The 25,703-nt window shown below is 64.6% G+C and carries 23 protein-coding genes and 1 tRNA gene; 9 read left to right on the top strand and 15 right to left on the bottom strand.

Going from position 1 to position 25,703, the window contains the following annotated elements; all coding sequences use genetic code 11:
* Window positions 1–22: 22 nt before the first annotated feature.
* From QOU61_RS11255 to QOU61_RS11230, 6 genes are all read right to left on the bottom strand, one after another.
* Window positions 23–229 (bottom strand): hypothetical protein, encoded by a 207-nt coding sequence (locus QOU61_RS11255; protein WP_289658375.1) that lies wholly within the window; start codon window positions 227–229, stop codon window positions 23–25.
* 428 nt (window positions 230–657) lie between these two features.
* Window positions 658–1,629 (bottom strand): branched-chain amino acid ABC transporter permease, encoded by a 972-nt coding sequence (locus QOU61_RS11250; RefSeq protein WP_289658373.1) that lies wholly within the window; start codon window positions 1,627–1,629, stop codon window positions 658–660.
* A gap of 2 nt (window positions 1,630–1,631) precedes the next feature.
* On the bottom strand, window positions 1,632–2,498 hold the full coding sequence (locus tag QOU61_RS11245) for a branched-chain amino acid ABC transporter permease (protein WP_289658372.1): 867 nt from the start codon (window positions 2,496–2,498) through the stop codon (window positions 1,632–1,634).
* A gap of 29 nt (window positions 2,499–2,527) precedes the next feature.
* The gene (locus tag QOU61_RS11240; protein WP_289658371.1) at window positions 2,528–3,277 is read right to left on the bottom strand and encodes an ABC transporter ATP-binding protein; all 750 of its coding nucleotides are present in this window, start codon (window positions 3,275–3,277) and stop codon (window positions 2,528–2,530) included.
* Window positions 3,270–3,992 (bottom strand): ABC transporter ATP-binding protein, encoded by a 723-nt coding sequence (locus QOU61_RS11235; protein ID WP_289661457.1) that lies wholly within the window; start codon window positions 3,990–3,992, stop codon window positions 3,270–3,272. The genes QOU61_RS11240 and QOU61_RS11235 overlap by 8 nt, the downstream gene beginning before the upstream one ends.
* Window positions 3,993–4,049: 57 nt before the next feature.
* The gene (locus tag QOU61_RS11230) at window positions 4,050–5,369 is read right to left on the bottom strand and encodes an MFS transporter (RefSeq protein WP_289658369.1); all 1,320 of its coding nucleotides are present in this window, start codon (window positions 5,367–5,369) and stop codon (window positions 4,050–4,052) included.
* Between the two features lie 312 nt (window positions 5,370–5,681).
* On the opposite strand from QOU61_RS11230, the gene QOU61_RS11225 reads away from it, so the two are divergent.
* Together QOU61_RS11225 and QOU61_RS11220 are read left to right on the top strand one after the other, a co-directional pair.
* Window positions 5,682–6,920, top strand: a complete 1,239-nt coding sequence (locus tag QOU61_RS11225; protein WP_289658367.1) for an ABC transporter substrate-binding protein — start codon at window positions 5,682–5,684, stop codon at window positions 6,918–6,920.
* 297 nt (window positions 6,921–7,217) lie between these two features.
* Window positions 7,218–8,048: an AraC family transcriptional regulator gene (locus QOU61_RS11220; RefSeq protein ID WP_289658365.1), complete on the top strand. Its 831-nt coding sequence runs from the start codon at window positions 7,218–7,220 to the stop codon at window positions 8,046–8,048.
* 105 nt (window positions 8,049–8,153) lie between these two features.
* Here the strand turns inward: QOU61_RS11220 and QOU61_RS11215 are convergent, their stop codons facing one another.
* The 5 genes from QOU61_RS11215 to QOU61_RS11195 all read right to left on the bottom strand — a co-directional run bounded on the left by QOU61_RS11215 (window position 8,154) and on the right by QOU61_RS11195 (window position 13,663).
* A complete protein-coding gene (locus QOU61_RS11215) occupies window positions 8,154–9,803 on the bottom strand; it encodes a GMC family oxidoreductase (RefSeq protein WP_289658363.1) in 1,650 nt (549 codons plus the stop codon).
* A 41-nt stretch (window positions 9,804–9,844) separates the two neighbouring features.
* The gene (locus QOU61_RS11210) at window positions 9,845–10,324 is read right to left on the bottom strand and encodes a hypothetical protein (protein WP_289658361.1); all 480 of its coding nucleotides are present in this window, start codon (window positions 10,322–10,324) and stop codon (window positions 9,845–9,847) included.
* Between the two features lie 8 nt (window positions 10,325–10,332).
* Window positions 10,333–11,805 carry an aldehyde dehydrogenase gene (locus QOU61_RS11205; protein ID WP_289658359.1) on the bottom strand — a complete coding sequence of 491 codons (1,473 nt, stop codon included), beginning with the start codon at window positions 11,803–11,805 and terminating at the stop codon, window positions 10,333–10,335.
* Window positions 11,806–11,935: 130 nt separating this feature from the next.
* Window positions 11,936–12,862 (bottom strand): ATP-binding protein, encoded by a 927-nt coding sequence (locus QOU61_RS11200; protein ID WP_289658358.1) that lies wholly within the window; start codon window positions 12,860–12,862, stop codon window positions 11,936–11,938.
* A gap of 132 nt (window positions 12,863–12,994) precedes the next feature.
* Window positions 12,995–13,663: a FadR/GntR family transcriptional regulator gene (locus QOU61_RS11195; protein ID WP_289658356.1), complete on the bottom strand. Its 669-nt coding sequence runs from the start codon at window positions 13,661–13,663 to the stop codon at window positions 12,995–12,997.
* A 140-nt stretch (window positions 13,664–13,803) separates the two neighbouring features.
* Here QOU61_RS11195 and QOU61_RS11190 point away from each other — a divergent pair, with 140 nt between their 5' ends.
* Together QOU61_RS11190 and tcuA are read left to right on the top strand one after the other, a co-directional pair.
* Window positions 13,804–14,025: a hypothetical protein gene (locus tag QOU61_RS11190; RefSeq protein WP_289658354.1), complete on the top strand. Its 222-nt coding sequence runs from the start codon at window positions 13,804–13,806 to the stop codon at window positions 14,023–14,025.
* A gap of 20 nt (window positions 14,026–14,045) precedes the next feature.
* Window positions 14,046–15,515 (top strand): FAD-dependent tricarballylate dehydrogenase TcuA, encoded by a 1,470-nt coding sequence (gene tcuA / locus QOU61_RS11185; protein WP_289658352.1) that lies wholly within the window; start codon window positions 14,046–14,048, stop codon window positions 15,513–15,515.
* 178 nt (window positions 15,516–15,693) lie between these two features.
* Here the strand turns inward: tcuA and QOU61_RS11180 are convergent.
* Window positions 15,694–15,768: transfer RNA gene (locus QOU61_RS11180), tRNA-Gln, on the bottom strand.
* Window positions 15,769–16,058: 290 nt separating this feature from the next.
* Here QOU61_RS11180 and QOU61_RS11175 point away from each other — a divergent pair.
* Window positions 16,059–17,837, top strand: coding sequence for an acyl-CoA dehydrogenase family protein (locus tag QOU61_RS11175; protein ID WP_289658350.1), 1,779 nt, complete (start codon window positions 16,059–16,061; stop codon window positions 17,835–17,837).
* A gap of 10 nt (window positions 17,838–17,847) precedes the next feature.
* On the opposite strand, the gene QOU61_RS11170 is transcribed toward QOU61_RS11175, so the two are convergent.
* Genes QOU61_RS11170 through QOU61_RS11160 form a run of 3 tightly spaced genes read right to left on the bottom strand, consistent with a single transcriptional unit; the run spans window position 17,848 to window position 21,470 of the window.
* Window positions 17,848–18,042 carry a hypothetical protein gene (locus tag QOU61_RS11170; RefSeq protein WP_289658348.1) on the bottom strand — a complete coding sequence of 65 codons (195 nt, stop codon included), beginning with the start codon at window positions 18,040–18,042 and terminating at the stop codon, window positions 17,848–17,850.
* Complete coding sequence (locus QOU61_RS11165) at window positions 18,039–19,202, bottom strand: PepSY-associated TM helix domain-containing protein (RefSeq protein ID WP_289658347.1); 1,164 nt, start codon at window positions 19,200–19,202, stop codon at window positions 18,039–18,041. The genes QOU61_RS11170 and QOU61_RS11165 overlap by 4 nt, the downstream gene beginning before the upstream one ends.
* Before the next feature lie 9 nt (window positions 19,203–19,211).
* Window positions 19,212–21,470: a TonB-dependent siderophore receptor gene (locus QOU61_RS11160; RefSeq protein WP_502876950.1), complete on the bottom strand. Its 2,259-nt coding sequence runs from the start codon at window positions 21,468–21,470 to the stop codon at window positions 19,212–19,214.
* Window positions 21,471–21,950: 480 nt separating this feature from the next.
* Between QOU61_RS11160 and QOU61_RS11155 the strand changes: the two genes are divergently transcribed.
* The 4 genes from QOU61_RS11155 to QOU61_RS11140 all read left to right on the top strand — a co-directional run bounded on the left by QOU61_RS11155 (window position 21,951) and on the right by QOU61_RS11140 (window position 25,691).
* Complete coding sequence (locus QOU61_RS11155; protein WP_289658343.1) at window positions 21,951–22,364, top strand: hypothetical protein; 414 nt, start codon at window positions 21,951–21,953, stop codon at window positions 22,362–22,364.
* Between the two features lie 102 nt (window positions 22,365–22,466).
* A complete protein-coding gene (locus QOU61_RS11150) occupies window positions 22,467–24,140 on the top strand; it encodes a bifunctional metallophosphatase/5'-nucleotidase (RefSeq protein WP_289661456.1) in 1,674 nt (557 codons plus the stop codon).
* Window positions 24,141–24,285: 145 nt separating this feature from the next.
* A complete protein-coding gene (locus QOU61_RS11145; RefSeq protein WP_289658341.1) occupies window positions 24,286–25,215 on the top strand; it encodes a histone deacetylase family protein in 930 nt (309 codons plus the stop codon).
* 224 nt (window positions 25,216–25,439) lie between these two features.
* Window positions 25,440–25,691 (top strand): exodeoxyribonuclease VII small subunit, encoded by a 252-nt coding sequence (locus QOU61_RS11140; protein ID WP_289658339.1) that lies wholly within the window; start codon window positions 25,440–25,442, stop codon window positions 25,689–25,691.
* The last annotated feature ends 12 nt before the right edge of the window (window positions 25,692–25,703 follow it).

Here is a 25,703-nt window from a genome sequence, read left to right as displayed (position 1 = left end):
GCCGCACTGACAACCGGTTTGCTCACACGGTGGCGCTCTTCCACGACGACGAAAGCAGTCTCCGATGATGACCTGCCCCTCGCCGATCGATTTGGATTGCGACCGCGGAGATACCGGCGACAATTGCCGCGGTGAGCAGCGCCGCCACGAAGCCCGCTGCGCCGGTACCGGCAATCGCAAAACGAAGCAGGTCGCGCCCAGGAAACTCTCGCTCGAATTCTTTTTTCATCGAGGGATGCTTCCAGACCAGACTTGCCAGTAGCCTACCCGACGTCGGAGCTGACCTCAATCACAATGAAAGCCATTCGGCGCCGCCGTTTTTGTAAAATCGCACGACTTTATCCTGATTGGCATTTTCGGAAGGGTTCAAGATCCGGAGCTGCTAAACGGCAGCGGGTCGAAGTCCTCGGCGGCTACCTGAACGAGAAACTGTCCGAGACAAAAGCCAAGGAGGTCGTGCGTTCACCTCAACCGGCCACACGATAAGCCGTAGCTGAATTGATGCGCTTTGGTGCCTCTCGGGCAAACTCTGTCCGCGAGGCTCCTTGATGATCGGCTCCGGCGACTTCGACGGCGCCTGAGCCCGACAAGCACAAGGGATCGGGGAATTGCCGCCGTGCACGGTGATAGCTTGACAATGGTCTTATCAGCCAGCAGTCACGGCCGCCTACAACCTGATCCCAAAGCCCGCGCGATCTCGCCGACCACGCCGCGGCGGAAGGTGAGCACGCAAACGACGAAGACGACGCCCTGGATCACCATCACCCATTGGCCGAACGGGGCCAGATATTGCTGCATGGCGATGATGATGAAGGCGCCCACCACCGGACCGAAGATCGTCCCGAGGCCGCCGACCAGCGTGATCAGCACCACCTCGCCCGACATCGACCAGTATACGTCGGTCAGCGACGCGTTTTGCGCAACCAGGACCTTGATGGCGCCGGCGAGCCCGGCAAGGCAGCCGGACAACACATAGGCGAGCAGCTTGTACTGAACGGTCCGGTAGCCGAGCGAGATGGCGCGCTGCTCGTTCTCGCGAATTGACTTCAGGACTTCGCCGAACGGCGAATGGATGATCCGCACGATCAGCAGGAAGGCCAGCAGGAAGACGACCACGACCGTGAAATAGAGCGCCAGCGGCTGCTCGAGATCGAACACGCCGAACAGGCGCCCCCGCGGCACGCCCTGGATACCGTCCTCGCCACGGGTAAACGGCGCCTGCAGGTACACGAAATAGAGAAGCTGCGACAGCGCGAGCGTGGTCATCGCGAAATAGATTCCCTGGCGCCGGATCGCGACGATCCCGGTCGCCAGCGCGAGCGCGGCCGATGCCGCCACGCCAAGCAGCACGCCCGTCGCGGGGCCGACGCCCCACACCTTGAGCGCATGTGCGGTGATGTAGCCGGCGGTGCCCAGAAACATGGCGTGCCCGAACGACAGCAGGCCGCCATAGCCGACCAGGAGATTGAAGGCGCAGGCGAACAGCGCGAAGCAGAGCGCCTGCATCACGAAATAGGGATAAAGGCCGGTGAACGGCGCAATCACGAGCACCGCGGCCATGACCGCAAAGGCCGTGGCCTCGTCGCGACGGATTGGCTCAAAGGCTGTCGTTTCGGCGATCGACGTCATGGTCAGTTGGTCCGTCCGGTTAGTCCCGCCGGCTTTGCCAGCAGCACCAGCACCATCAGCACGAACACGACGGTGTTCGACGCCTCGGGGTAGAAATACTTGGTCAAGCCCTCGATCAGGCCGAGGGCAAAGCCGGTGACGATCGATCCCGCGATCGAGCCCATGCCGCCGATCACCACCACCGCGAACACCACGATAAGCAGGTCGGCGCCCATCAGCGGCCGCACCTGGTTGATCGGCGCCGACAGCACGCCGGCAAGCGCCGCAAGCCCGACGCCCAGGCCGTAAGTGAGCGTGATCATCCGGGGCACGTTGACGCCGAAGGCACGCACCAGAGCAGGATTTTCGGTGGCGGCGCGCAGGTAAGCCCCTAGCCGGGTGCGCTCGATCAGATACCAGGTGAGCACGCAGACGATCAGCGCGAATGCCACCACCCACAAACGATAGACCGGCAGCACCATAAAGCCGAGATCAATCCCGCCTTGAAGCTGCTGCGGTATCGCGTAAGGCAAGCCCGACGAACCGAAATAGTTCTGAAACACGCCCTGGATGACGAGCGCCAGGCCAAACGTCAGCAGCAGGCCGTAGACCTGGTCGAGCCCGTGCAGCCGTTGCAGAAAAGCGCGATCGAGCAGCACACCGAACAGGCCGATGCCCACCGGCACGAGCGGTAGCGCCCACCAATAGCCGATGCCGGCATATTCGAGGAGGAAATAGGCCAGGAACGCGCCCATCATGTAGAGCGCGCCATGGACGAAATTGATGATCCCGAGCATGCCGAAGATCACGGCGAGGCCGAGGCTGAGCAGTGCGTAGAACGAGCCGTTGATCAGGCCGACCAGGAGTTGGGCGAAGAGAGCTTGCGACATGGCTTTCGCGGGGTGTGGATGGCGATGGATCAGACGCCGAGATGGGCGTGCAGCCGGTCGATGTTGGACGGCAGTTCCGCATTGACGAGATGATCGACCACCCTGCCGTGCTCGACTACGTAGAAGCGGTCGGCGATGGTCGAGGCCCAGCGGAAATTCTGCTCGACCAGGAGGATGGTGAAGCCACGCGCCTTGAGCTGCGCGATGGTGCGGCCGATCTGCTCGACGATGACCGGCGCAAGCCCCTCGGTCGGCTCGTCGAGGAGCAAAAGACGTGCCCCGGTACGCAGGATGCGGGCGATCGCCAGCATCTGCTGCTCACCGCCGGAAAGCTTGGTGCCCTCGCTGTCGAGGCGCTCCCGCAAGTTCGGGAACAGGTCGAAGATCGATTCCAGCGGCAATCCACCAGGGCCGATGACCGGCGGCAGGAGCAGGTTCTCGCGCACGTTCAGGCTCGCGAAGATGCCGCGCTCCTCGGGACAGATCGCAATGCCCAGCCGCGCAATGCGGTCGGAGGATGCACGCGCGATCTCCTCGCCGCGCAGGCGAACCGAGCCCGCACGTTGGCCGATCATGCCCATGATCGCCTTCAACGTCGTGGTCTTGCCGGCGCCGTTGCGACCGAGCAGCGTCACCACCTCGCCATCGCCGACGTCGAAATCGACGCCGTGCAGCACGTGCGATTCGCCATACCAGGCCTGAAGATTGCGCACCGACAGGATCCCGTCGCGCACGGCGGGCGCTTTCGAAACCGGCGCGCGGCTGGTCAGTTCAAGCATGGCCGGCACCAAGGTAGGCCTCCCTGACGCGGGCGTCGCCGGCGACTTCGGCATAGCTGCCCTCGGCCAATACGCGCCCGCGCGTCAGCACGGTGATGCGGTCTGAGAGGTCTGCGACCACGCCCAGATTGTGCTCGACCATCACGATGGTGCAGCGCGCCGCCATCCGCTTGATGAGCGCTGCGGTCCGGTCGATGTCCTCGTGGCCCATGCCGGCCATCGGCTCGTCGAGCAGCATGATGTCGGGATCGAGCGCGAGCGTCGTGGCGATCTCGAGCGCGCGCTTGCGACCATAGGGCAGCTCGACCGCCTTGATGGCGGCAAACGCGCTCAACCCCACGTCGTCCAGAAGCTCCCGTGCCCGCGCGTTGAAGCGATCAAGCACGCGCTTCGAACGCCAGAAATCGAACGAGCTGCCGTGCTTCCGCTGGAGCGCGACGCGGACGTTCTCGATCGCGGTCAGGTGCGGAAACACTGCGGAGATCTGGAACGAGCGCACCAGGCCAAGCCGGGCGACGTCGGCCGGCCGCGCGGCGGTGATATCGCGTCCCTTGTAGAGGATTTGTCCGCGCGACGCCTTCAGAAACCTGGTCAGGAGATTAAAGCAGGTCGTCTTGCCGGCGCCGTTCGGTCCGATCAGTGCATGGATGCTGTCCTGCCTGATCCGCAGGTTGACGTCGTTGACGGCGACGAAACCCGCGAATTCCCTGGTCAAGCCTTTGGTCTCGAGAATGAACGTCTCGCTCTGCACCTTTGCCTCTCTGACTGTTCGCTATCGCGACGCCGAGCTCTGGTCGGCCACCACGGCGAGATCCCGGACCGCCGCGTCATCGCGCCTGGTCTCGCGCATTTTCAGCGTGCAGAACGTGGCGAGCAGCGCCATCGCCGCGAGATAGAGCGCAATCGCCGTCGACGATTGCAGCGTCGCCAGCAACGTGGTGGCGACGAAGGGGGCGAGGCTGCCGCCGATCGCCGCAGCCATCTGCACGCCGAGCGAAATCCCGGAATAGCGAAGCTCGGGCGGAAACTGGGCGCTGTAGAGCGCGGCCTGCGCGCCATAGGTGAAGGGATAGAGAATGCCGAGCGCCAGCGTCGCCGCCGCCGCGATCGCGGCAAACGAACGCAGCTCGACGAGCATAAAGAGCGGCAGCGCACAGATCGCGAGCATCACCGAGCCGAAGGCGTAGATGCGCCGCGCACCGAATAGATCGCTCAACTTGCCAAAGACCGGGATCGTGATGATGCCGAGCCCCGCCCCCATCATCACGCTGAGCAGGACATCGCCGCGCGGCATGCCGAGCTTGCTCGTCGCAAAGGACAGCAGGAACACGGTGAACAGATAGAACAAGGTCACCTCGCCCATCTTGCCGCCCATGGTCAACAGCAACGGCCCCGGATTGGATTTGAGCACCGCGATCGCCGGCATCCGCACCATCCGCCCCATCGCCTTCGCACGCTCGAACTCCGGCGATTCGGCAATCTGGTTGCGCGCGACGAGGCCAAGGACCACGAGCACGATGCTGAACAGGAACGGCAGGCGCCAGCCCCAGGCAAGGAAGTCGGCCTCCGACAAGCCGCTCAAGGCGGCAAACACGCCGGTCGAGCAGATCAGGCCGAGGGGGACGCCGAGCTGCGGCATGCTGCCATAGAGCGCGCTCTCGCCCGCCGGCGCGTGCTCGACCGCCATCAGCACCGCGCCGCCCCATTCGCCGCCGAGCGCGATGCCCTGCAGGATGCGCAGCACGACCAGCATGATCGCGGCCCACAGGCCGACCTGCTCGTAGGTCGGCACCAGGCCGATCAGCACGGTCGGCACGCCCATCAGAAGCAGGGTGAACATCAGCATCGATTTGCGACCGACCTTATCGCCGAAATGCCCGACGATCGCAGCTCCCAGCGGCCGCATCAGAAGCCCGACCGCGAATGTCGAGAACGAGGCGAGCGTCGCTGCGGTCTGGTCGAAGCTCGGAAACACAATGCGGTTGAACACCAGCGCCGCCGCCGTTCCGTAGATGAAGAAATCGAACCACTCGATGGTGGTGCCGATCACGGTTGCCGCCGCGATCCAGCCGAGCTGCTGCTTCCTTGCCATGTACGCCTCCCCTGAATTGCCGCGGACGTTAGCAGGAGATCCGACGCTGTCGCCGGCCCGGGCAGCAACAGCAACGCACTCTGTCAGAAACTCGACACCAATCGAGAAGATGCGCGGCAACGCCTGTCATCGCACCCGCCGGTTGCTGCGAGCCGCCGCTGATCGGATTCGAGTCAAGGCATTCGCCGCACGCAGCGCGCGTTCTGCAGTTGGCGGAAAATCACCATCGATTTGCCGGAGCGCGGCTAGACGGCCGCGGCGCACGGCACCCAGAATGTTCGCCGGTCATAACAAACGTACTGGAGGACACCCATGGCACTCATCGCCAATCTAGCCCGACGCGCGGCTCGACTTCTGATTCTGCAAACAGCGGCAGCGCTTGCAGCGACGATGGCGATCATGCCCGGCCACGCCGAGGAAAACTCACCGGTCCGCATCGGCGTGCTGACCGACATGTCCGGCGTCTATTCCGATCTCGGCGGCCAAGGATCGGTCGAGGCCGCCAAGTTCGCGGTGGCCGATTTCGGCGGCAAGGTGCTTGGCCGGACCATCGAAGTGATCGCCGCCGACCATCAGAACAAGCCCGACATCGGATCCGGCATCGCGCGGGAATGGTACGCCGCCAGGGGCGTCAATTTCATCACCGACGGGCTGAACGGTGGCGTCGCGCTCGCCGTCTCCCATATCGCCGCGAATGCAAAGAAGATCTTTGTCTCGACCGGCTCGGTGCCGACCGCCCTCACCAACGAGGAATGCACGCCCTATACCATCCACTACGTGTTCGACGCCTATTCGCTCGCCTCTGGAACGCCAAGGATCCTGCTGCAGCAGGGCAAGAAGTCGTTCTTCTTCCTGACCGTGGACTACGCCTTCGGCCATTCGCTCGAGCAGTTCGCGACCAACGCCGTGCGCGCCGGCGGCGGCACGGTGATCGGCTCGGTCAAGCATCCGCTCAACACACCCGACCTGTCGTCCTTCATCCTGCAGGCGCAGAGCTCGCGCGCCGACGTCATCGCGCTGTCCAACACCGGGCCCGACGCCGTCAACGCGATCAAGCAGTCGGTGGAGTTCGGCGTGAGCCCGAAGCAGACCGTCGCTCCGCTTTTGCTCCTGATCACCGATACGCGCGCGCTCGGGTTGAAGGCCGCGCAGAACATGGTCGTGACCGATGCCTGGTATTGGGACCAGGACGACGCGTCGCGCGCCTTCGCCAAGCGTTTCTTCCAGAAGATGAACCGGATGCCGTCCTCCAACCACGCCGGGGTCTATTCATCGGTGCTGAGCTATCTGAAAGCGATCGAGGCCGCCAAGACCGACGACCCGACGGCGGTGATGGCGCAGCTCAAGCAGCTCGAGATCAACGACCTGTTCGCTCGCGGCGGCCGGATCCGGGCCGACGGACGGATGGTCCACGACATGTACACCTATCGCGTCAAGACGCCGGAAGAATCGAAATACGACTGGGATTTCTACACGCTGCTGGGAACGATCCCGGCATCCGAGGCCTTCCTGCCGCTCGCCCAGTCCAAGTGCCCGCTCGTCAAGAACTGACGCGCGACGAAACACACCTCCGAAAGCCTTTCTCCCGAAGACTTGAGCCAGGGTCCGGATCGCTCCGGCCCTGGCTTTTTTGTCGCGCTTGACAAACTCGACCACACGTCATTTCATCATATCATCTGATGTTTAGGGTGAACCGGCGCGCGGTCCACGGCAGGCGAGAACCGAGGACCCCGGATCAAAACCGGGGCACACGATCCCGGAGAACGAGCCTTCGTTTTACGGGTGCACCGGTCGGCAGAGCGGCGCTCGCGCCTCCGGTCCGCAGCAACGCAAAGGGGTGGGGGAAATATGCTCAACGCAAACCATGGTTTCAGCTCGGCCTCACGGCCGGCGGCGGCTATTGCTTTCGATCCCTGGGAATCGATCCGCGGCGTCGACGATATTCCGCGCCCGCTGGTGGGTCGCCACACGGTGTTGCCGCAAGGCGCCGTCGTGCCGGCGCATGCTCACCGAAAGGGGCAATTGCTGTTTGCTTCCGCCGGCGTGCTTTCGGTGCGTACCCGCCGCAACACCTGGACCGTGACCACCAATCGCGGCGTATGGCTGCCGCCCGGCCAGGAGCACGAGGTCAAGTCCTCGAGCAATGTGCATCTGAGAAGCCTGTTCATCGATCCCGAGCACGGCGACGTCCCGGACCGCTCGGTCACGATCGATATTTCCGACCTGCTGCGCGAACTCATCTTTCGCGTCATCGCAATGTCCGATCTCTACGCGGAAGACAGCCCCGACGAACGGCTGGCGGAAGTCCTGCTGGAGCAGCTTTTCCTGCGGAAAGCGCCCGCCCCGCGGCTTCCGTTACCCCGCGATCCCCGACTGTTGCGCGTCACCGAAGCCCTGTTCGCCAATCCTACGGACAAGCGGTCGCTCGCGGATTTCTCGAAATCGGTCGGCGCCAGCGCTCGCACGCTGACCCGGCTGTTCCAGGAAGAGACCAGGATGCCGTTCCGCCAATGGCGGCTTCAGCTCAGGCTGCTGGAAGGGCTGGCGCGGCTGATGGAAGACCAGCAGGTCAAGACGGTGGCGCTGGATCTGAGATACAACAGCTCCAGCGCGTTCGTGTCCGCCTTCCGGAAACATTTCGGCATGTCGCCAAAGCGCTATCTCGAGCTGTCGCGCTAGCTCCGCGGACGCCCGCGCGTTCGGACCGGGGTCATCCCAGCTTTAATGCCGCCAGTTCACCTTTCGCATGCCTCGGGCGCCCCGCGCCCGAGGCATTTCGTCATCCTAACAGTCCGCCGTCGTTCGCTTCACTCCCGCAGCCGAGGCGCGGTTGCGGACGAGGTGGTCGGCAAGCCTCACCGCCATCGCGCCGATCGTCGACGTCGGATTGACGCCGGCGCTGGTCGGCATGGAGCTGCCGTCGCAGATGAAGAGGTTCGGGATGTCCCAGGAGCGGTGAAACTTGTTGACGACGGAGGATCGCGGATCGTTGCCCATCCGCGCGGTGCCGAGCAGGTGATAGCCCGGCGGTTGTTCGAGCACGCCCGAATTGCTGGTCTGCGCGGCGCCGGCGGCACGCAGCACGTCCTCGGCCCGCGCGATGCCGAACCTGACGAGGTCGCGGTCCTGATCATGCATGCGATAGCTGATCTTAGGCGCCGGCAGGCCCGACCCGTCCTTCAGAACCGGATCGAGCGTCACGGTGTTGCGCTCGAGCGGGAGATCCTCGCCCATCACGATGAACCAGGCGTGATGGTTGAACATCCGCTTGAATTCCTCGTGGTGCCGCCCGCCCCAGGCGATCGGCAGGAACGTGGCATAGCCGGTGGCGGCGTAGCCGGCACCCGGCGCCCGTACCAGGAGCAGGGAGAAGCCGTTGACGAACCCTCTTTCGACGTCGGTCTCGTAGAATTCCTGACTGTAGAGCGGCGCACCGCGGGCGCCCTTGAAGCTTTCCATCGGCTCGTCGAAGATTCCCTCGACAAAGGCCTGCGGATGGAACATCAGGTTCTTGCCGACCATGCCGCTCGAATTGGCGATGCCTTCGCGGTTCGCCCCCTCGCTCGACATCAGAAGCAGGCGCGGCGTACCGATGCCGTTGCCGGCGACGATGACGACGCGGGCATTCTGTTGATGGCGCTGGCCGGTGATCAGGTCGATATAGACGGCTCCCGCGGCGCGTCCGTCCTTCACGACGATGCGCTCGACCCGGCACCAGGTGCGCAGCGACGCGCCGTTGCGAACCGCACGCGGCCAGTAGCTCGTCATGCTGGTCGAAACCGAGCCTCGCGGACATCCGAGCACGCACTGGCCGCAATGGTTGCAGGGCAGCCGGTCGTCATGCTCCTGCGTGACAATGGCATTGTCGAGCGGCCACCAGTGCCAGCCGAGCCTTTCGAAACCGCCGGCAATGGTCTTGCCGAACTTGCCGAGCGGAATATGCGGCAGCACCCTTGAAGCCTTCGGCGGCTGGGCGGGATCTCCGGGCAGGCCTGCGATCCCCATCTCGTCGTCGTTGATCGCAAAGAAGGGCTCGAGATCCTCGTAGCTGATCGGCCAGTCCGGCGCGAGCCCGTGCTCGGTTCCCTTGCGGAAATCGACAGGCTTCAGCCGCGGCCAATGCGCCGAATAACGCAGCGCGCTGCCGCCGACGCCGCTGACCATGCGGATGGTGCTCTTCTCCTCGCCGGCCACGGGATAGTCTTCGGCCCATGCGCGCACGTTCGGTTGCGGGCTGTGGTCGCGCGTCTTGTCGAGCTCCCAGGTTTCCGCCATGTGGGGCAGCTCCATCGGGTGCATTTCGCGCCCCTGCTCGAGACACACGACACTGATGCCGTGATCGCTCAGCCGCTTGGCCAGCGCCCCGCCGGCCATTCCGGCGCCGATGATGAGGACGTCGACCTCGTCGCTCGCTTCCCTGTTTCCACCCAGCATGATGCATTCCTTCGAAATCTGATGATGAGAGCCCGGCGCGTTCAGCCGATCTGCGAATAGTCGCGGTGCGCGAGCCGGGACATGTCGACGCGCTTCACGTCGGTGGTCGGCGTATAGCGGCCGCGCCGGCTCGGCTTGACGTCAGGCTCGGGCGGCATGTGGTAGCCGCGAGGCTGCGGCGGGCTGATGTAGTCGCATTCGCACTCAGACTGGATCGCGCGAACGACCTCGGGGCGGCTGTAATAGCCGAGATAGACAAAGTCGATCAGCACGCGAAATTCCTTCGCGGCGGCGCGTTGATGATGCTCCAGGAACTGCACCGGCGGCCGTCCGCTCTCGCGAAAGGCGCTCACGACGTTCCGCAAGGCAGCGATGTCGGCATCCCGGCCGCAGTGCTCGCGGATGAAACGCCCGAGATCGGTCGCAGAGGGTTGCGGCCAGGCGCCGTTGCCGGGGATCATGGCATCCGCCAGGCACAGGATGAAATCGATCTCGTCCGATGTAATTCGCGGTGTCGACATCGCAGCCCTCATTGTCCCGTCGAGATCCAGACGCTCTTGGTCTGGAGATAGTCGTTCAACGCATCGTGGCCGTTTTCCCGGCCAATGCCGCTGCTCTTGTAGCCGCCGGCCGGGCTGCCCGGATCGAACCCGCGATAGGTGTTCACCCAGACGGTGCCGGCCTTCACCTGCTCACTGACGCGCAAGGCGCGCCGCAAGTCCTGTGTCCAGACGCCCGCCGCAAGCCCGTACGAGGTCGAATTGGCAAGCTCGATCGCCTCCGACTCGGTCTCGAAGCGAATGACCGCCAGCACTGGACCGAACACCTCCTCCTGCGCGATCCGCATCGAGGCCGTGACGTCGGTGAAAACCGTTGGCTGGACGAAATAGCCCGGTCGATCCGACGCCACGCCGCCGCCGAGCACGCGGTGGGCGCCCTCGCCTTCGGCGATGCGGATGTAGTCGAGCGCCTTCCTGAATTGCGGCTCGTTCGCGAGCGGGGCGACCTCGGTCGCCTGGTCCATGGGATCGCCGAACGACTTGCCGCCGGCCTTTTCCAGGAAAGCCGCCATGAAGCGGTCGTAGACCGACGACTGCAGCAGGAGGCGCGAGCCGGCGACGCAGCTCTGCCCGTTCGAGGTGAAAATTCCGAGCATGACGCCGGAAACGGCTTCCTCGAGCGGCGCGTCGTCGAACACGATCTGCGGCGACTTGCCGCCGAGCTCCAGCACGACCCGCTTGAGCTTGGCGCCTGCGGCCTCCGCCACTCTTCTCCCGACGGCTTCCGAGCCGGTAAAGCTCACCATCGCCACGTCAGGATCATCGACCAGGGCCTGACCGACCTCGGGCCCGACGCCGGTCACGACGTTGACCACGCCCTTCGGGAAGCCGGCCTGCTCGACCAGCCTTGCGAATTCGAGCGTCGAGGTCGAGGCGTATTCCGACGGCTTGATGACGATGGTGTTGCCCGCCGCAAGCGCGGGCCCGAGCTTCCAGGCCAGAAGCCACAGCGGCGAATTCCAGGGAATGATCGCGGCAACCACGCCGAGCGGCTCGGAGCGGGTGAAGTTCAGCACATTCGGCTTGTCGACCGGGATCACGCTGCCGCCGACCTTGTCGGCAAGGCCGGCGAAATAGCGCAGCCAAGACGGCACCAGCCCGATCGCACCTGCGCTTTCAGCATAGCGCTTGCCGTTGTCGCGCGTTTCGAGCTCTGCGAGTGTGGCGACGTTGGCGGCGGTGAGATCGGCGAGCGCATAGAGCAGCCGCCCGCGCTGCGTGGCGGTGAGCTTCGACCACGCCGGATCGGCGAATGCCCGCTTCGCCGCGGCGACGGCAGCGACCGCATCCCTGGCATTGCCGCGCGGAATTTCGGCCCAGGCCTGCGCCGTTCCCGGGTAGATGCAGGGGTGCCAGCCGCCGGAGTCCGATTCGACGAACGCGCCGTCGATGAATTGCAGGAATCTTTTGAGCGGCGGTGCGCTTGGCGCAGGTTTCGACATCTCGTTTCTCCGGATACATGCGAGCCAGGGCGGCGGCGCGTCGCAGCGGCCGCGCCCTTTTGTTATGTCGAGCGATCGAACGATCGTCAGCTCATTGGGATATCGCGAAGGCGCCAATTCGTTTGGCAGACTATCCGTGCTGTTCCGGGCCGGCGCTTCCGGGCCCGACCGCTACGTCGTCGCGGCCAATAAAATCCTGGATGAACTGGAAGGCGACGCGGCCCGAACGCGAACCGCGCGCCGCCGCCCATTGCAGCGCCTCGACCAAAAGCTGGTCGCGATCGACAGTGCAGCGGTAGAACGCGGCGTAGCGATGAACCATATCGAGATAGGCATCCTGGCTGCCGGCATGGAAGCCGAGCCAGAGCCCGAACCGGTCGGACAACGAAACCTTCTCCTCGACCGCCTCCGACGGATTGATGGCGCTCGACCGTTCGTTCTCGATCATGTCGCGCGACAGCAGGTGACGCCGGTTCGAGGTCGCGTAGAAGATCACATTCTCCGGTCGGCCCTCGAGCCCGCCATCGAGCACCGCCTTGAGCGACTTGTACGCTGCTTCATCCGCCTCGAACGACAGATCGTCCGAGAACACGATGAAGCGCGTGTCGAGGCGCCGCAGGCAGGCCAGCATCGGAACGAGACTCGGCAGATCGTCGCGCTGGATCTCGATCAGGACGATTCGGCCCGGATGCTCGGCCTCGACGCGGGCGAACACGCCCTTGACGAGCGAGCTCTTGCCGGTGCCCCGGGCACCCCACAGCAGCACGTTGTTCGCCGCACGGCCGGTCGCGAACATCCGCGTATTCCTGAGCAACGCCTCCTTCTGCGAATCGACGCCGCAGAGCAGGTCCAGATCGACTGCATTGATCCGCTGCACGGGCGCGAAGCCGCGCGCCCCCGCCTTCCACAGGAAGGCCGTCGCTTCCGAGAAGTCGGGCGCCGCTGGCGGCGGCGGCGCGATGCGCTCCAATGTCTGCGCGATGCGTCGCAACTCGACGACGAGCTGCTCCATCAGGTCCTGCGATGTCGGTGATTCAACGGGGGTTCGTGTCAGCATGGCTTCTCGACGGCGCGCGCGCCCTTTGCGGATGAGCTCTAGGGATGAGCCGGACACCCTACTGCCGATGCGGCAGTGATGCTGAGTCGGTCGATGTCGATCTTGCGCCAAAGCACAGCGCGCAAGCGCCCGTCACCTCGACGGGCGGACGGTCCGACCGGATCGCGGCGAAGGCTGCGCCTCGAACGGGTTCCTGGTGAGAAGCCAGACCGCCTGCGCGCGGTCAGGATCGCGGTCGCGGATCGCGGCGTAGAGATTGTCGTGGATGTCGAGCACGGCCTGGAGGCGGAGCTGGCTGTTTTCCAGCGCGTCTCCGATACTGTCCTTCAGCACGCGCCGGAACGATCCGTAGAGCTCGGCCAGCAGGCGGTTCTTGCCGGCCGCGGCGACCGCGACGTGAAAGTCATAGTCATGATCGAGGAAAGCGGCAAAATCCTTGCGCCCGACATCGTCCTTGCACGCCCTGATCAGCTTCGCGATCTTCTTCAGATCGGTCTCGCTGCGGTTGAGCGACGCCAGCCGCGCGACCGCCGTCTCGAAGGTTCTGCGGACCTCGAAGACCTCGACCACGTCCGACCGCTTCAGCGTGGCGGCGAAGCTTTCGATCTCGCCGGCATGCGCCTTGATGTAGGTGCCGTCACCGGGACGAACCTCGAGGATGCCGGCATAGACCAGCGCCTTCACCGCCTCCCTGATCGTCGATCGCCCGACCTTGAAAAGCTCCATGAGCTGCGGCTCGGTCGGCAGCTTGCTTCCGACCGGCAATTCATTGTGCTCGAGCCACTGGCGAAGCTGCTCCAAGACCTGATCCGCGAGCTTTCGCGACTGAACGGGGGCCAGGGAATTAATTGGAGGCATGCGCTCCGATACCATGAAGGAAATGACCGGACAAGGATGCGGCGCGGCGCGCGGCTGATCCGTTGCGCCTGACGACATCGCGCATGCATCGCACGGCCGGAGGCCGCCGCTTCGTCCGCCGCCGATCGCCGCGCAGGCCGGCGGCGCGACGGGAAAAGCGCTTGCGATTTTCTGCCAAACGATGCGATCCGCGACTCCGCTTGCAGCGCGCCGGCGGCATGACCGCTATGGTCCGCGAACAGCCAGACCAAACAGCCGGCGCCATCGACGAACCGGGCACCGACTGCATTGATCAGATCATCTGATGTCTTAAGGAGCCATCACCGTGTCAAAGACTGTCATCGTTGTCGGAACCGGAAATGCCGCCGCGGCCGCCGCGCTCGCCGCGCGGGAATCGGGCGCGAAGGTCATCATGCTCGACAAGGCCTCGAAGCAGGAACGGGCAGGAAACACCCGCTTCACCTTCGGCCTGATCCGCTTCGCGTTCGACGACCCCAAGGAGATCAAGGAACTGCTCCCCGAGGTGTCAGCCTCCGAGTGGAAGCAAATCACCGTCGAGCCGTATCCGAAAAAGGTGTTCTACGACGCGATCATGAAGACCGGCGACTATCAGCCGGATCCGGACCTCACCGACTGGCTCGTCTCCTCGAGCAAGGACACCATCCTCTGGCTCACCCGGCACGGCATGAAGTGGGAGTTCGCCCAGCTGATGGCAACCGCGATCGGTGGCAACCGCGTCTATAGCGGCGGTCTCGTGCTGCAGTCGAAGGCGATGGGCGAAGGCTGGGTCTCGATGCAGATGAATGCGGTCGAACAGCAGCAGGTCGAAATCCGCTATTCGACGGCCGCGACCGCGCTGCTCACCGACGCGTCCGGCGCGGTGACCGGCGTGCGCGTCCGCGACGCTTCCGGCCGGGTCGAGGAACTGCTCGGCGCCGTGATCCTCGCGGCCGGCGGCTTCCAGGCCAACCCGGAGATGCGGACCCGCTACCTCGGCGCCGAATGGAATGTCATCAAGGTCCGCGGAGCCAGGTTCGACACCGGCGAGATGCTGCAGGAATGCCTGCGCATCGGCGCGCAGACCGCCGGAAACTGGGGCGGCGCGCACGCCACCTGCATCGATCCGTCGTCGCCCGACGTCGGCGAGCTTTCGCGCGCGGAGTTCACCACGCGCACCAGCTTCAGCTATGGCATCAGCGTCAACCGCAACGGCCAGCGCTTCTTCGACGAGGGCTGGGACTGGCCGTCGCAGACCTATGTCCGGATGGGCAAGGCGGTGCTCAAGCAGCCGGACCAGACCGCGTTCCAGATCTTCGATCAAAGCGCGGTGGAGCTGATCGATCCGCAGTACAAGACCCAGCCTTCGATCGTCGCGCAGACGCTGGAGGAACTCGCCGAGAAATGCGGGATCAATGCGGCGGAGCTTGCCAGGACGGTGCGCGAATACAACGCGGCGATCGACACCTCCAAACCGTTCAATCCAAACGTCAAGGATGGTCGCATCACGCGCGGCCTGCCGGTCGCGAAATCGAACTGGGCGAACGCAATCGAGAAGGCCCCCTATGTCGCCTACAAGGTGATCTCGGGCATCACCTTCACCTTCGGCGGCGTCAAGATCGACCGGCACGCGCGCGTGCTCGACTACACAAACCAGCCGGTCCCGGGCCTCTACGCGACCGGCGAAATGACCGGCGGCTTCTTCTACAACAGCTATCCGGCCGGCTCCGGGCTGATGCGCGGCGCCGTCACCGGACGCGCCGCCGGATCGCATGCGGCAAAACTGCTCAATGCTTAGACGCAAGCCGCATTGAACGACAACGCGGCTGGGCGCGCGGAGGGCGCCTAGCCGTCTATCTCGGCTGTCGTTCCAGCTCCGAGAATCCTTGAAACGGGTAAATTCAATCCGTTCTTTATTAGGTCAGGGGCAGCATCATGTGCTGCCACTGACACGAGCCCGCGCACATCTGACTGGCTGGCTGGGGCGGGAGGGATCGAACCTCCGAATGGCGGAATCAAAATCCGCTGCCTTACCGCTTGGCTACGCCCCATCGGCGCGGCGCGGGCCGAAAGGCCCGTCCTTCGCTTCGGCCACGCCGGTCTAGCGGGGGCGTGGCGTCATTTCAACGGGTTTGCCGGGTTTCGTCCCCCGAATAGGCCCGCCCGGCATCCCCACCCCCAATAGGTATATATAAAGTGTGAACATAATGGGTGCCCCCGCCGGACCGGCTGTCAGGAACAGCCCGGACCGGGGCAGCCCACTACCCCCTCGGGAGTTGAGGGATTCCGGGTTTCGTGGGAAGACGGAAAGTCTGTTTCCGCTTGAGGCGAGATGACCGTCATGACCTACCGTGCGCCGATCAATGACATGCTGCTTGCGCTCACCCATGGTGCAGGCCTGAAGGCCGCCGTGGACGCCGGACATTACGGCGACTTCGACGCCGACATCACCGCCGCCGTGCTGGAAGAAGCCGGCAAGTTCGCAAGCGACGTGCTGGCCCCGCTCAACCGCGTCGGCGACGAGCACGGCATCAAGCTCGATGCCGGCAAGGTGACGACCGCACCGGGCTGGCCGGACGCCTACAAGCGCTGGACCGAGGCCGGCTGGAACGCGGTGTCGGGGCCGGAATCTTTCGGCGGCCAGGGCCTGCCGCTTGCGATCAATGCCGCCTGCACCGAGATCTGGAGCGCGTCGAACGTGGCCTTCGGCCTGTGCCCGCTGCTCACGCTCTCGGCAATCGAGGCGCTCGACGCCCATGGCAGCGAGGAACTGAAGAAGATCTATCTTGAGAAGCTGGTCTCGGGCGAATGGACCGGCACCATGCAGCTCACCGAACCGCAGGCCGGCTCCGACGTCGGCGCACTGCGCACCCGTGCCGAGCGAGCCAGCGACGGCACCTATCGCATCAAGGGCACCAAGATCTTCATCACCTATGGCGAGCACGACATGACCGACAACATCGTGCATTTCGTGCTCGCGCGGCTGCCCGATGCGCCTGATGGCACCAAGGGCATTTCTCTGTTCTTGATTCCCAAGTTCATGGTCAACGCCGACGGCTCGCTCGGCGCGCGCAACGACATCTATGCGTCCGGCGTCGAGCACAAGCTCGGCATGCACGCCTCGCCGACCTGCACCATGACGATGGGCGATCATGGCGGCGCGATCGGTTATCTGATCGGCGAGGAAAACCAGGGCATGCGCTGCATGTTCACGATGATGAACCAGGCGCGGCTCGGTGTCGGCCTCGAAGGCGTCGGCATCGCCGACCGCGCCTATCAGCAGGCGCTGGCTTACGCGCAGGAGCGGCGCCAGGGTCGCGCGGTGGGCAAGAGGGGCGACGGCTCGGATGCGATCATCGCCCATCCCGACGTCAAGCGCATGCTCATGCAGATGCGCGCGATGACGGCCGCCGCGCGCTCGATCTGCTACGCCACCGCGGTCGCGCTCGACGTCGCCGTGCGCGCCACGGACGCCAAGGTGCGCAGCGACGCCGCCGCGCGCGGCGCGCTGCTGACCCCGATCGCCAAGGCCTTCTCCACCGACATCGGCAACGAGGTCGCCTATCTCGGCGTGCAGATTCATGGCGGCATGGGCTTCATCGAGGAGACCGGCGCCGCACAGCACTACCGCGACGCGCGCATCACCCCGATCTATGAAGGCACCAACGGCATCCAGTCGATCGATCTCGTCACGCGCAAGCTGGCGGTCAATGGCGGCGCCTCGGTGTGGGCGCTGCTGGAAGAGCTGGCCGCGACCGTGAAGCAGGTCGAGGCCTCCAACGATCCCGCCTTCGGCACGACAGGCGCCAAGCTGCGCGACGCGCTTGGCTCGCTGGAGCGCGCCAGCCGCTGGCTGCTCGAGCGCGTCCCGACCGCGCCGAACGACGCGCTCGCGGGCGCCACGCCCTACCTGCGGCTGTTCGGCTCGACGCTCGGCGGCTGCATGCTGGCCGGCGAAGCGCTCGCCGCCAAGGGCAACGGGGTCGGCGAGCCGCAGCGTTACGTCGCGCTTGCGCGCTTCTTCGCCGAGAACGTCGCAGTGCATGCGGCGTCGCTGGAAAAGACGGTGACCGACGGCGCCGACGCCGTCAACGGCGCGGACGCGGTGCTGCTGAGCTAAGCTCGCGTTTTCAGCGCGGCGCCCGACGCCAGACGAAGCGGACGAACAGCAGCACGGGCACAGCGAGCGTCACCCACGAGACGGCGTCCCACGCCCCGTCGCCGACGAGGGCCGCAACCAGACCGACGAGACTGAGCGCGCCGACCGCGAATGGCGCGGCAAAAATCGCGCGCAGCGTCCGATGCGCGGGCCTGATCGCGGTCATGGCGAGACACCGCTTGCTTCGACAACCGATGTGCCGATGATCGCGCGTTCGACGCCGACGCCCGACTTGCGGCGGCGAATCCAGAGATAGAGGCCGGTCGCCAGCACCATGATCGTGACGATGTCGAGCAGCGCCCACAGGATCTTCAACGGCATTCCGCCATAGTCGCCGAAGTGGAGCGGCTGCGAGATAAACAGCGTCGAGACGTACCAGGGCATGTCGCGGCTGTCGGTGAGCGCGCCGGTCTCGGCATCGATCAGCGCGGGCTTGAGCAGCCGCGACGTCAGCGGCGTCTCGCCGCGCAGGAACACGGCAAAATGACTCTTGCTGGAGAAGATCGAGCCGGGAAACGCGACGAAGCTCGGTCGCATTCCCGGCACCGCCGCCGCCGCCGTCCTGACCGCCTGGTCGACGGAGGTGAGCCGCGTCGGCGGCAGCCGGTCACGGTAGGGCGCTGTCATCTCGGCGAGCTGGCCGAACTGCCACATCTTCAACACCAGGTCGGCCCAGGTGTTGATGACGCCGGTGAAGCCGACCACCAGCGTCCACACCACAAGCAGGATGCCAGCGAGGTTGTGAATGTCGAGCCAGCGCACCACGCGCGCGCGCCCCGCACGATAGGTTCCGAATGGAAGTTTCCGCATCGCGGGCGCGTAGACCACGATGCCGGAAATCACGGCAACGCAGAACAGGATGCCCATCAGGCCGAGGAACAGCTTTCCGGGCAACCCTGCGAACATGTCGGTGTGCAGCTTGAGCATGATGTAGGTGAATCGGCCGGTGACGTCGGGCGCGTCGAGATAGAGACCGGTATGCGCGTCCATCCGCACCAGGCGATTCTTGGTCGGATCGGACGTAATCGACGGGCCGACGCTGACCAGCATGGCATTGGGATCGTCACGGTCCCACACTAAAAAGTGCGGGACCTGGCCGGGCGTATTTGCAAGCGCGTTGGCGAGCAGCCGATCGAGGTCCGCGTAGGCTGTTCCCGCGGGCACCTCCGCCGGCCTGACCTGGTCGTGCAGGAGATCGTCGATCTCGTCATGGAAGATCAGCGGCAGGCCGGTGAGGCACAAGAGCAGCATGAAGGCAGTGCAGATCAGGCTGCTCCATTTATGGACCAGCCCCCAGCGGCGAAGCGATCGGGTCGCGGCGGTCATGGCCAATCCCTAGTTCCAGGCGTATTTCAGCGTGCCGAGCACGGTTCGTCCGTTGCCGAGCCCGCAATAGGCCAGGCCCGTCAGGCAGGAAGCCACATAGAAGTGGTCGGTCAGATTGGTGACGTTGACCTGCGCTTTCCATCCCTTCCATTCGTGCCGCGCATAGGCGAGGTCGTAGCTGATCGACGCATCGATCAGGGTGTAGGACGGGATCACGAAGGTGTTGAAAGTGTCGCCATAGGTTTCGCCGACATAGCGAACCCCCGCGCCCACGCCCAATCCGGCCAGCGTGCCGTCGTACCAGCTATACTTGCCCCATAGCGAGGCCTGGTCGCGCGCAATGTTCATCATGGTCTTGCCGGCATAACCGGCGATGCTGGTGGTGACACGCGGATCGAGATGGCTGTAACCGGCGACGATCTCGAGCTCGCGAGTGAGATTGCCCTTGGCTTCGAATTCGAAACCGCGAACACGCACCGCATCGGTCTGCACGTTGAACAGCGGGTTGAGCGGGCTCGCGGTCAGAACGTCCTGCTGGCGGATATCGAACACCGCGGCGGTCAGCATCAGGTTCGAGCCGTTGGGCTTGAACTTCACGCCGATCTCCGTCCCCTCCCCGGTCGTCGGCTTGAACGAATTACCCGAGGCGTCCGCACCGAGGTTCGGCGTGAACGACGTCGCATGGCTGACGTAAGGCGACAGGCCGACATCGAACAGATAGTTCAGAGCGACCCGCCCGGTCTGTGCGGCATCGTCGCGGGCATAGTCGCCCGCCCGCGGATAGAACGCGCGGCTGGTGAACGCCGTGCTGACCCAGTCCTGACGGCCGCTCATCGTCAACGTCCAGCGATCGAGCTTCACCTGATCCTGCAGATAGAGGCCAGCCTGGCTCTGCTTGTCGTCGCGCAGGATGAACGAAGGCAACGAGGCAAAGGACGGAACGGCCGTGGCATAGACCGGAGCATAGGCATCGATCGGCGCGATCGGCGACGTGCGATAGTCGGTCTTGGCCCATAGATTGAAGTAGTCGAAACCGGCAAGCACCTTGTGCGTCAGCGGCCCGGTCGCGAAATCGGCCTGCAACTGGTTATCCAGCGCGACGTTGCTGGCGTTCGCCTTGACGTAGTTGTAGGTGCGCGCGACCAGCCGGTCGCTGAGCCTGCCTTGGCTGCGGGTCGAGGCAAGGTCGTTGCTGACCTCCATGTAGCGCAGGTTCTGGCGGAACTGCAGGTTGTTGTCGAAGCGGTGCTCGAACGCGTATCCGACCGAGAACTGCTCGAGATTGTAGCCGTCCAGTCCGGGCACGCCGAGATAGCGGCTATAGGGAATCTGACCGTTCGGATTGGGCAGGAACGACACCTGTCCCGGCACGTATTGCTGATATCCCCTGTTGTCGACCTTCTGGTACTGCGACAGCAGCGTGAAGCTGGTGTCGAGCGTCGGACGCCAGGTGAAGCTCGGCGCGATGAAGAGCTTGTTGTCCTGCACGAAGTCGGTCTGCGAATTGCTGTCGCGGCCGAGGCCGACGATGCGGTAGAGAAATTCGCCGTTCTTGTCGACCGGACCGCCGAGGTCGAAGGCGCCCTGGAAGCGATCGAACGAGCCGAACGTCCCAACGATTTCGTTCTGCGGCGTCGCGGTCGGCCGCTTGCTGACCATGTTGAGCAGGCCGCCCGGATCCGACTGGCCATAGAGCCCCGACGATGGCCCCTTCAGCACTTCGAGCCGTTCCAGGCCGTAGGTTTCGATCCGCGGCACGGCAAACGTCGTCGTGTCCGCGGGCAATCGCAGCCCGTCGAGGTAGCGCGGGGCATCGAAGCCTCTCAGCTTGAAGGCGTCGAAGAAGGCGTTGGCGCCAAAGCTCTGCACGGTGACTCCGGGCGTGTAGCGCAACGCTTCCGTGACGTTCTGCGCGCCCTGCGCCTCGACCTGATCCTTCGTCACCACCGAGATCGACTGCGGCGTCTGCAAGATCGGCGTGTCCGTCTTCGTCGCCGTCGCGCTCTGCCCGGCGAGGTAGCCCGTCACCGGACCGTTGGCGCGCTCGACACCATGGCTCGCGCCTGAAGCGGGCGTCGCCTCCGTGCTGCGTGCGGCCGTCGTGACGCGGCGCGCGCCCGCCCGGACGCGAGCCGCGCGCTTCGACGGTTGCGCAGGACGCTTCGCCTGCTCTTGCGGCGCGTCCACCGTCACCGCCGGCAACTGCGCCTGCGCCAATCCTTCGTCGGCGAAGCCGAAGCACAATACGACGAGACCGCTCTGCGCCATGCAGCGTGCGGTCAGTTTCTTCTTGATCATTCCAACGCCCCAATCAGTTCAACGACGGGGCGCGTCCTTATCACGATGAAAGCGACGTTGACCGTCTCGCGCGTTAGAACCTCTCGAAGCAGCGCGTAAACGAAACGGCGTGTTGCGAGCTCGCAACGAAGTGGCGCTTCGATTGCGACGAAGCGCCGCGCAAAGCTGGATGTCCCCCAAGATGATTTCTAAGAGTGAGTCTAAGAGCTCTTCTAAAGTGAGTGCGCGCGGTGCGATGCTGCGCTTCTTCTCGCAACGCTGATTCTCCTTCGCCATCCTTCACGCAGCGGCGATCGGCTCGCGTTACGCAAGCAAGGGGTCTTCAAGCGCACGGTGGCTCGTCATGCGGCGCTGCGGCCGCTCGCAAGAAATCCGCTTCCCGACGTCGTGGAACCTCGGCCCGCTTTGCAAATTGTTGTATCTTGACGGATCAATCGAGAGGGGAACGCCATGATGCCCGCCCGGTCCGTTTTGCCTTTCACGCGCGCGATAACCGCGACATCGTTACTGGCGCTGGCGCTGCTTGCCGCGCCACCCACATCCGCAAGGGCGCAGGATGCCGGCGTCAGCGGCATTCCGCCGGGACCCGCGAATGCCCGTGGGCTCAATGGCTCGGTGAATGATCCTTCCGGCATCGGAAATGCCGGCAGGGTGCCGCCGCTGCCGCAGCCGAACCTGGCCCCGGTGCCGGTGCCGAACGTACCATCGCCCATCGTCACTCACGCGGCCGGGATACCGCTGGGCGAGACGGTCCGGCGCAAGCACTATGTCACGCCGCGCAACAGGCGCGCCTCGGTTCGCCAGGCGGCGCGATACAATGGCAGGGTCGATCACGGCGTTCCGACCATCTGCCGCGGCTGCTGAATTCGGGCCATCGGCTTCGATCCCGCCTCGCGCGCGCAATCTGCGTGCGACGAGGGCGCAAAACTTCGTGAAATCGCTGCATTGCTCCTCTATCCTGCGGGCATGAAGCTTTTTCGTTCACGTACGCTCGCAGCCGCGGCGCTCGCCTTTGCCCTCGGCGCGGCGCCACAAGCCACCACCCAGGAAGACACCACGGTCGATGTTCGGATTCTCGCGATCAACGACTTCCACGGCAATCTGAAGCCGCCGCCCGGCGGCATCCGCATTGCCGATCCCGACGACCGCTCCAAATCCGTCGTCGTGCCGGCGGGCGGTGCCGAGCAGATGGCGACGCTGGTCAAGCAATTGCGCGAGGGCCATCCCAACAGCATCTTCGTCGCAGCCGGGGACCTGATCGGCGCCAGCCCGCTGCTGTCGGCGATGTTTCATGACGAGCCAACGATCGAGTCGCTGTCGATGATGGGACTCGCCGTCGCCTCCGTCGGCAATCACGAGTTCGACGAAGGCAAGGACGAGCTGTTGCGGATGCAGAATGGCGGATGCCACCCGGTCGATCATTGCCAGGGGCCGCATCCCTTTGCCGGGGCAAAATTCCACTACCTGGCGGCTTCCACCGTCGACAAGGCGACCGGCAAGACGATCTTTCCGCCCTACGAGATCAGGGAATTCGACGGCATCCCCGTCGCCTTCATCGGCCTCACGCTGAAGGGCACCCCCGCTATCGTCGCACCGACCGGCGTCGCCGGCCTCGAATTCAAAGGTGAGGCCGAGACCGTGAATGCACTGATTCCGGAGCTCAAGGCACAAGGCGTCGAGGCGATCGTGGTGCTGATCCACGAAGGCGGCTTTCCCGCCGGCGACTACAACGAATGCCCCGGCATTTCCGGGCCCATCGTCGATATCGTCAAGGATCTCGACTCCGCGGTCGACGTCGTCATCAGCGGCCACACCCACCGTGCCTATGTTTGCGACATCGACGGCAGACTCGTCACATCCGGCGACAAGTTCGGCACGCTCGTGACCGCGATCGATCTCAAGCTCGACCGCAAGACGCGCGATGTCGTCGGCGCCAAGGCCAACAATGTCATCGTCCGCAGCAACGTCTATGACAAGGACCCCGAGCAGACGGCGCTGATCGATGCTTACGAAAAGCTCGCGGCCCCGATTGCGAATCGCCGCGCCGGATCGATCGCGCAAACGCTGTCGCGTGCGCCTAACGATACCGGTGAAAGCGCGCTCGGCGACGTCATCGCCGACGCACAGCTTGCCGCCACGTCCGCGGCCGACAAGGGCGGCGCCGTCATCGCCTTGACCAATCCGGGCGGCATCCGCACCGACCTTCTCAAAAAGGACGATGGCGCGGTGAGCTATGCCGACCTGTTCGCCAGTCAGCCGTTCCGCAACCAGCTCGTCACGCTGACCTTGACCGGCGCGCAGATCAAGGATGCGCTAGAGCAGCAATGGCTCGATCCCAATCGGCCGCGGATCCTGCAGGTCTCCAAGGGATTCAGCTATGCCTGGGACAGCAGCAAGCCGCTCGGCCAGCGCGTAATCGCAAACCGCCTGGCGCTGCACGGCAAGCGCATCGACCCGCAAGCCGCCTATCGCGTCACCGTGAACAACTACCTCGCCGTCGGCGGAGACGGCTTCACGGTCTTCACGCAGGGAACGTCGCAACTGTTCGGCGCCTACGACGTCGACGCGCTCTATGCCTATTTCGAGGCAAACAGCCCGGTTGCACCCGGCAAGACCGATCGTATCGCGAAGACGGAGTGAGCTCGCCGATCGCGGCCTTCCCATTTTGGCGGCAAGCCGCTAAAGCGCGTTCAGGTTGAACCATCCCCTGCGCCCCGGATTGATGGGCACGGCCCGGAAAAGCCGTATTCACCTTGCCGGATCATGCTGTAGGATCACATGACGCATGAGCACGTTGCTTCTCACTCACAAGGCCTGCCTCGATCATCTCACCCCGCCCGGCCATCCCGAGCGGCCTGACCGGCTGCGCGCGATTGCCGAAGTGCTGTCGGAAGCGCGCTTCGATCCGCTGGTGCGCCGGGAGGCGCCGGAAGGCAATCTCGATTCCGTCCTGCTCTGCCATAACGAGCATTACGTCGGCGAGCTTCGCCACATCGCCCCCGACAGCGGCATCGTTTACATCGACGGTGATACGTCGATGTCGCCCGGCACCTGGGAAGCCGTCATGCGCGGCGTCGGCGGCGCGATCGCCGCGACCGATGCGGTGATGTCCGGCGCAAACGACAATGCCTTCGTCGCAATCCGCCCGCCCGGCCATCACGCCGAGATCGCGCGGCCGATGGGCTTCTGCTTCTTCGACAATGTGGCGATCGCCGCGCGCCACGCGCAGCGCAAATACGGCATCGCACGCGCCGCGATCGTCGATTTCGACGTCCATCACGGCAACGGGACGCAGGACATCTTCTGGTCCGATGCCAGCGTGATGTATTGCTCGACTCACCAGATGCCGCTGTTTCCCGGCACGGGCGCCAAGGGCGAACGCGGCGAGCACGACACAGTCGTCAACGCGCCGCTCGCCGCGGAAGACGGCAGCGCCCAGTTCCGCTCCGCCTTCGAGAACCTGATCCTGCCGCAATTGCGGAAATTCAGCCCGGAGCTCGTTATCATCTCGGCCGGCTTCGACGCACATTATCGTGACCCGCTGGCGTCGCTGAACCTCAAGGCCGAGGATTTCGGCTGGGTCACACGCAAGCTGATGGATGTCGCCGGGACGAGCGGGGGCGGCCGGGTAGTGTCCGTGCTGGAGGGTGGCTACGACCTTCAGGGCCTGAAGGAGTCGGTTGCCGCCCACGTCACAGCCTTGATGGGCTCCTGACGGAGCGGATTTGACATTCCCTCCGGGCCGGCCGCAAGTTCGTGAAACAGACCAAAAACTCCACTAGAATTTTAGATTTATTGGTAGTTCTTTGATTCTAACGTCGGCAGAAGCGTGCCCGGAAGTGGGGGAGCGAATGTTACAACTGGACCGCGGGCCGGCCGCCACAATACGCCCGCAAACAGCCCTTTGATTCCAGGCCGCCAGAAGAGCAGGAACGCAGCATGGCCGAAAGCACCCAGATGGACGTGAAGAAGCTCTCCTTCGAGCGCGCGATCGAGGAACTCGAATCGATCGTCAAGCGGCTCGAGGACGGCAAGGTGCCGCTTGAGGAATCGGTCACGATCTACGAACGCGGCGAGGCGCTGAAGCGGCGCTGCGAGGAACTGCTGCGCCAGGCCGAAGCGCGGGTCGACAAGATCACGACCGATGCGCGCGGCGAAGTCTCCGGGACGGAGCCGCTCGATGTTCAATAGATTCGGCGGGAT

It is taken from the genome of Bradyrhizobium sp. NP1 (assembly GCF_030378205.1).
GTDB lineage: Bacteria > Pseudomonadota > Alphaproteobacteria > Rhizobiales > Xanthobacteraceae > Bradyrhizobium.
The sequence above is the reverse complement of the archived record's forward strand: the minus strand, read 5'-3'. Positions and strand labels throughout refer to the sequence as shown.

Coding starts and splice junctions, on each gene's coding strand:
- QOU61_RS11255 (WP_289658375.1), bottom strand. CDS start 229: ATGAAAAAAGAATTCGAGCGAGAGTTTCCTGGGCGCGACCTGCTTCGT.
- QOU61_RS11250 (WP_289658373.1), bottom strand. CDS start 1,629: ATGACGTCGATCGCCGAAACGACAGCCTTTGAGCCAATCCGTCGCGAC.
- QOU61_RS11245 (WP_289658372.1), bottom strand. CDS start 2,498: ATGTCGCAAGCTCTCTTCGCCCAACTCCTGGTCGGCCTGATCAACGGC.
- QOU61_RS11240 (WP_289658371.1), bottom strand. CDS start 3,277: ATGCTTGAACTGACCAGCCGCGCGCCGGTTTCGAAAGCGCCCGCCGTG.
- QOU61_RS11230 (WP_289658369.1), bottom strand. CDS start 5,369: ATGGCAAGGAAGCAGCAGCTCGGCTGGATCGCGGCGGCAACCGTGATC.
- QOU61_RS11225 (WP_289658367.1), top strand. CDS start 5,682: ATGGCACTCATCGCCAATCTAGCCCGACGCGCGGCTCGACTTCTGATT.
- QOU61_RS11220 (WP_289658365.1), top strand. CDS start 7,218: ATGCTCAACGCAAACCATGGTTTCAGCTCGGCCTCACGGCCGGCGGCG.
- QOU61_RS11215 (WP_289658363.1), bottom strand. CDS start 9,803: ATGCTGGGTGGAAACAGGGAAGCGAGCGACGAGGTCGACGTCCTCATC.
- QOU61_RS11210 (WP_289658361.1), bottom strand. CDS start 10,324: ATGTCGACACCGCGAATTACATCGGACGAGATCGATTTCATCCTGTGC.
- QOU61_RS11205 (WP_289658359.1), bottom strand. CDS start 11,805: ATGTCGAAACCTGCGCCAAGCGCACCGCCGCTCAAAAGATTCCTGCAA.
- QOU61_RS11200 (WP_289658358.1), bottom strand. CDS start 12,862: ATGCTGACACGAACCCCCGTTGAATCACCGACATCGCAGGACCTGATG.
- QOU61_RS11190 (WP_289658354.1), top strand. CDS start 13,804: ATGCATCGCACGGCCGGAGGCCGCCGCTTCGTCCGCCGCCGATCGCCG.
- QOU61_RS11175 (WP_289658350.1), top strand. CDS start 16,059: ATGACCTACCGTGCGCCGATCAATGACATGCTGCTTGCGCTCACCCAT.
- QOU61_RS11170 (WP_289658348.1), bottom strand. CDS start 18,042: ATGACCGCGATCAGGCCCGCGCATCGGACGCTGCGCGCGATTTTTGCC.
- QOU61_RS11165 (WP_289658347.1), bottom strand. CDS start 19,202: ATGACCGCCGCGACCCGATCGCTTCGCCGCTGGGGGCTGGTCCATAAA.
- QOU61_RS11160 (WP_502876950.1), bottom strand. CDS start 21,470: ATGGCGCAGAGCGGTCTCGTCGTATTGTGCTTCGGCTTCGCCGACGAA.
- QOU61_RS11155 (WP_289658343.1), top strand. CDS start 21,951: ATGATGCCCGCCCGGTCCGTTTTGCCTTTCACGCGCGCGATAACCGCG.
- QOU61_RS11150 (WP_289661456.1), top strand. CDS start 22,467: ATGAAGCTTTTTCGTTCACGTACGCTCGCAGCCGCGGCGCTCGCCTTT.
- QOU61_RS11145 (WP_289658341.1), top strand. CDS start 24,286: ATGAGCACGTTGCTTCTCACTCACAAGGCCTGCCTCGATCATCTCACC.
- QOU61_RS11140 (WP_289658339.1), top strand. CDS start 25,440: ATGGCCGAAAGCACCCAGATGGACGTGAAGAAGCTCTCCTTCGAGCGC.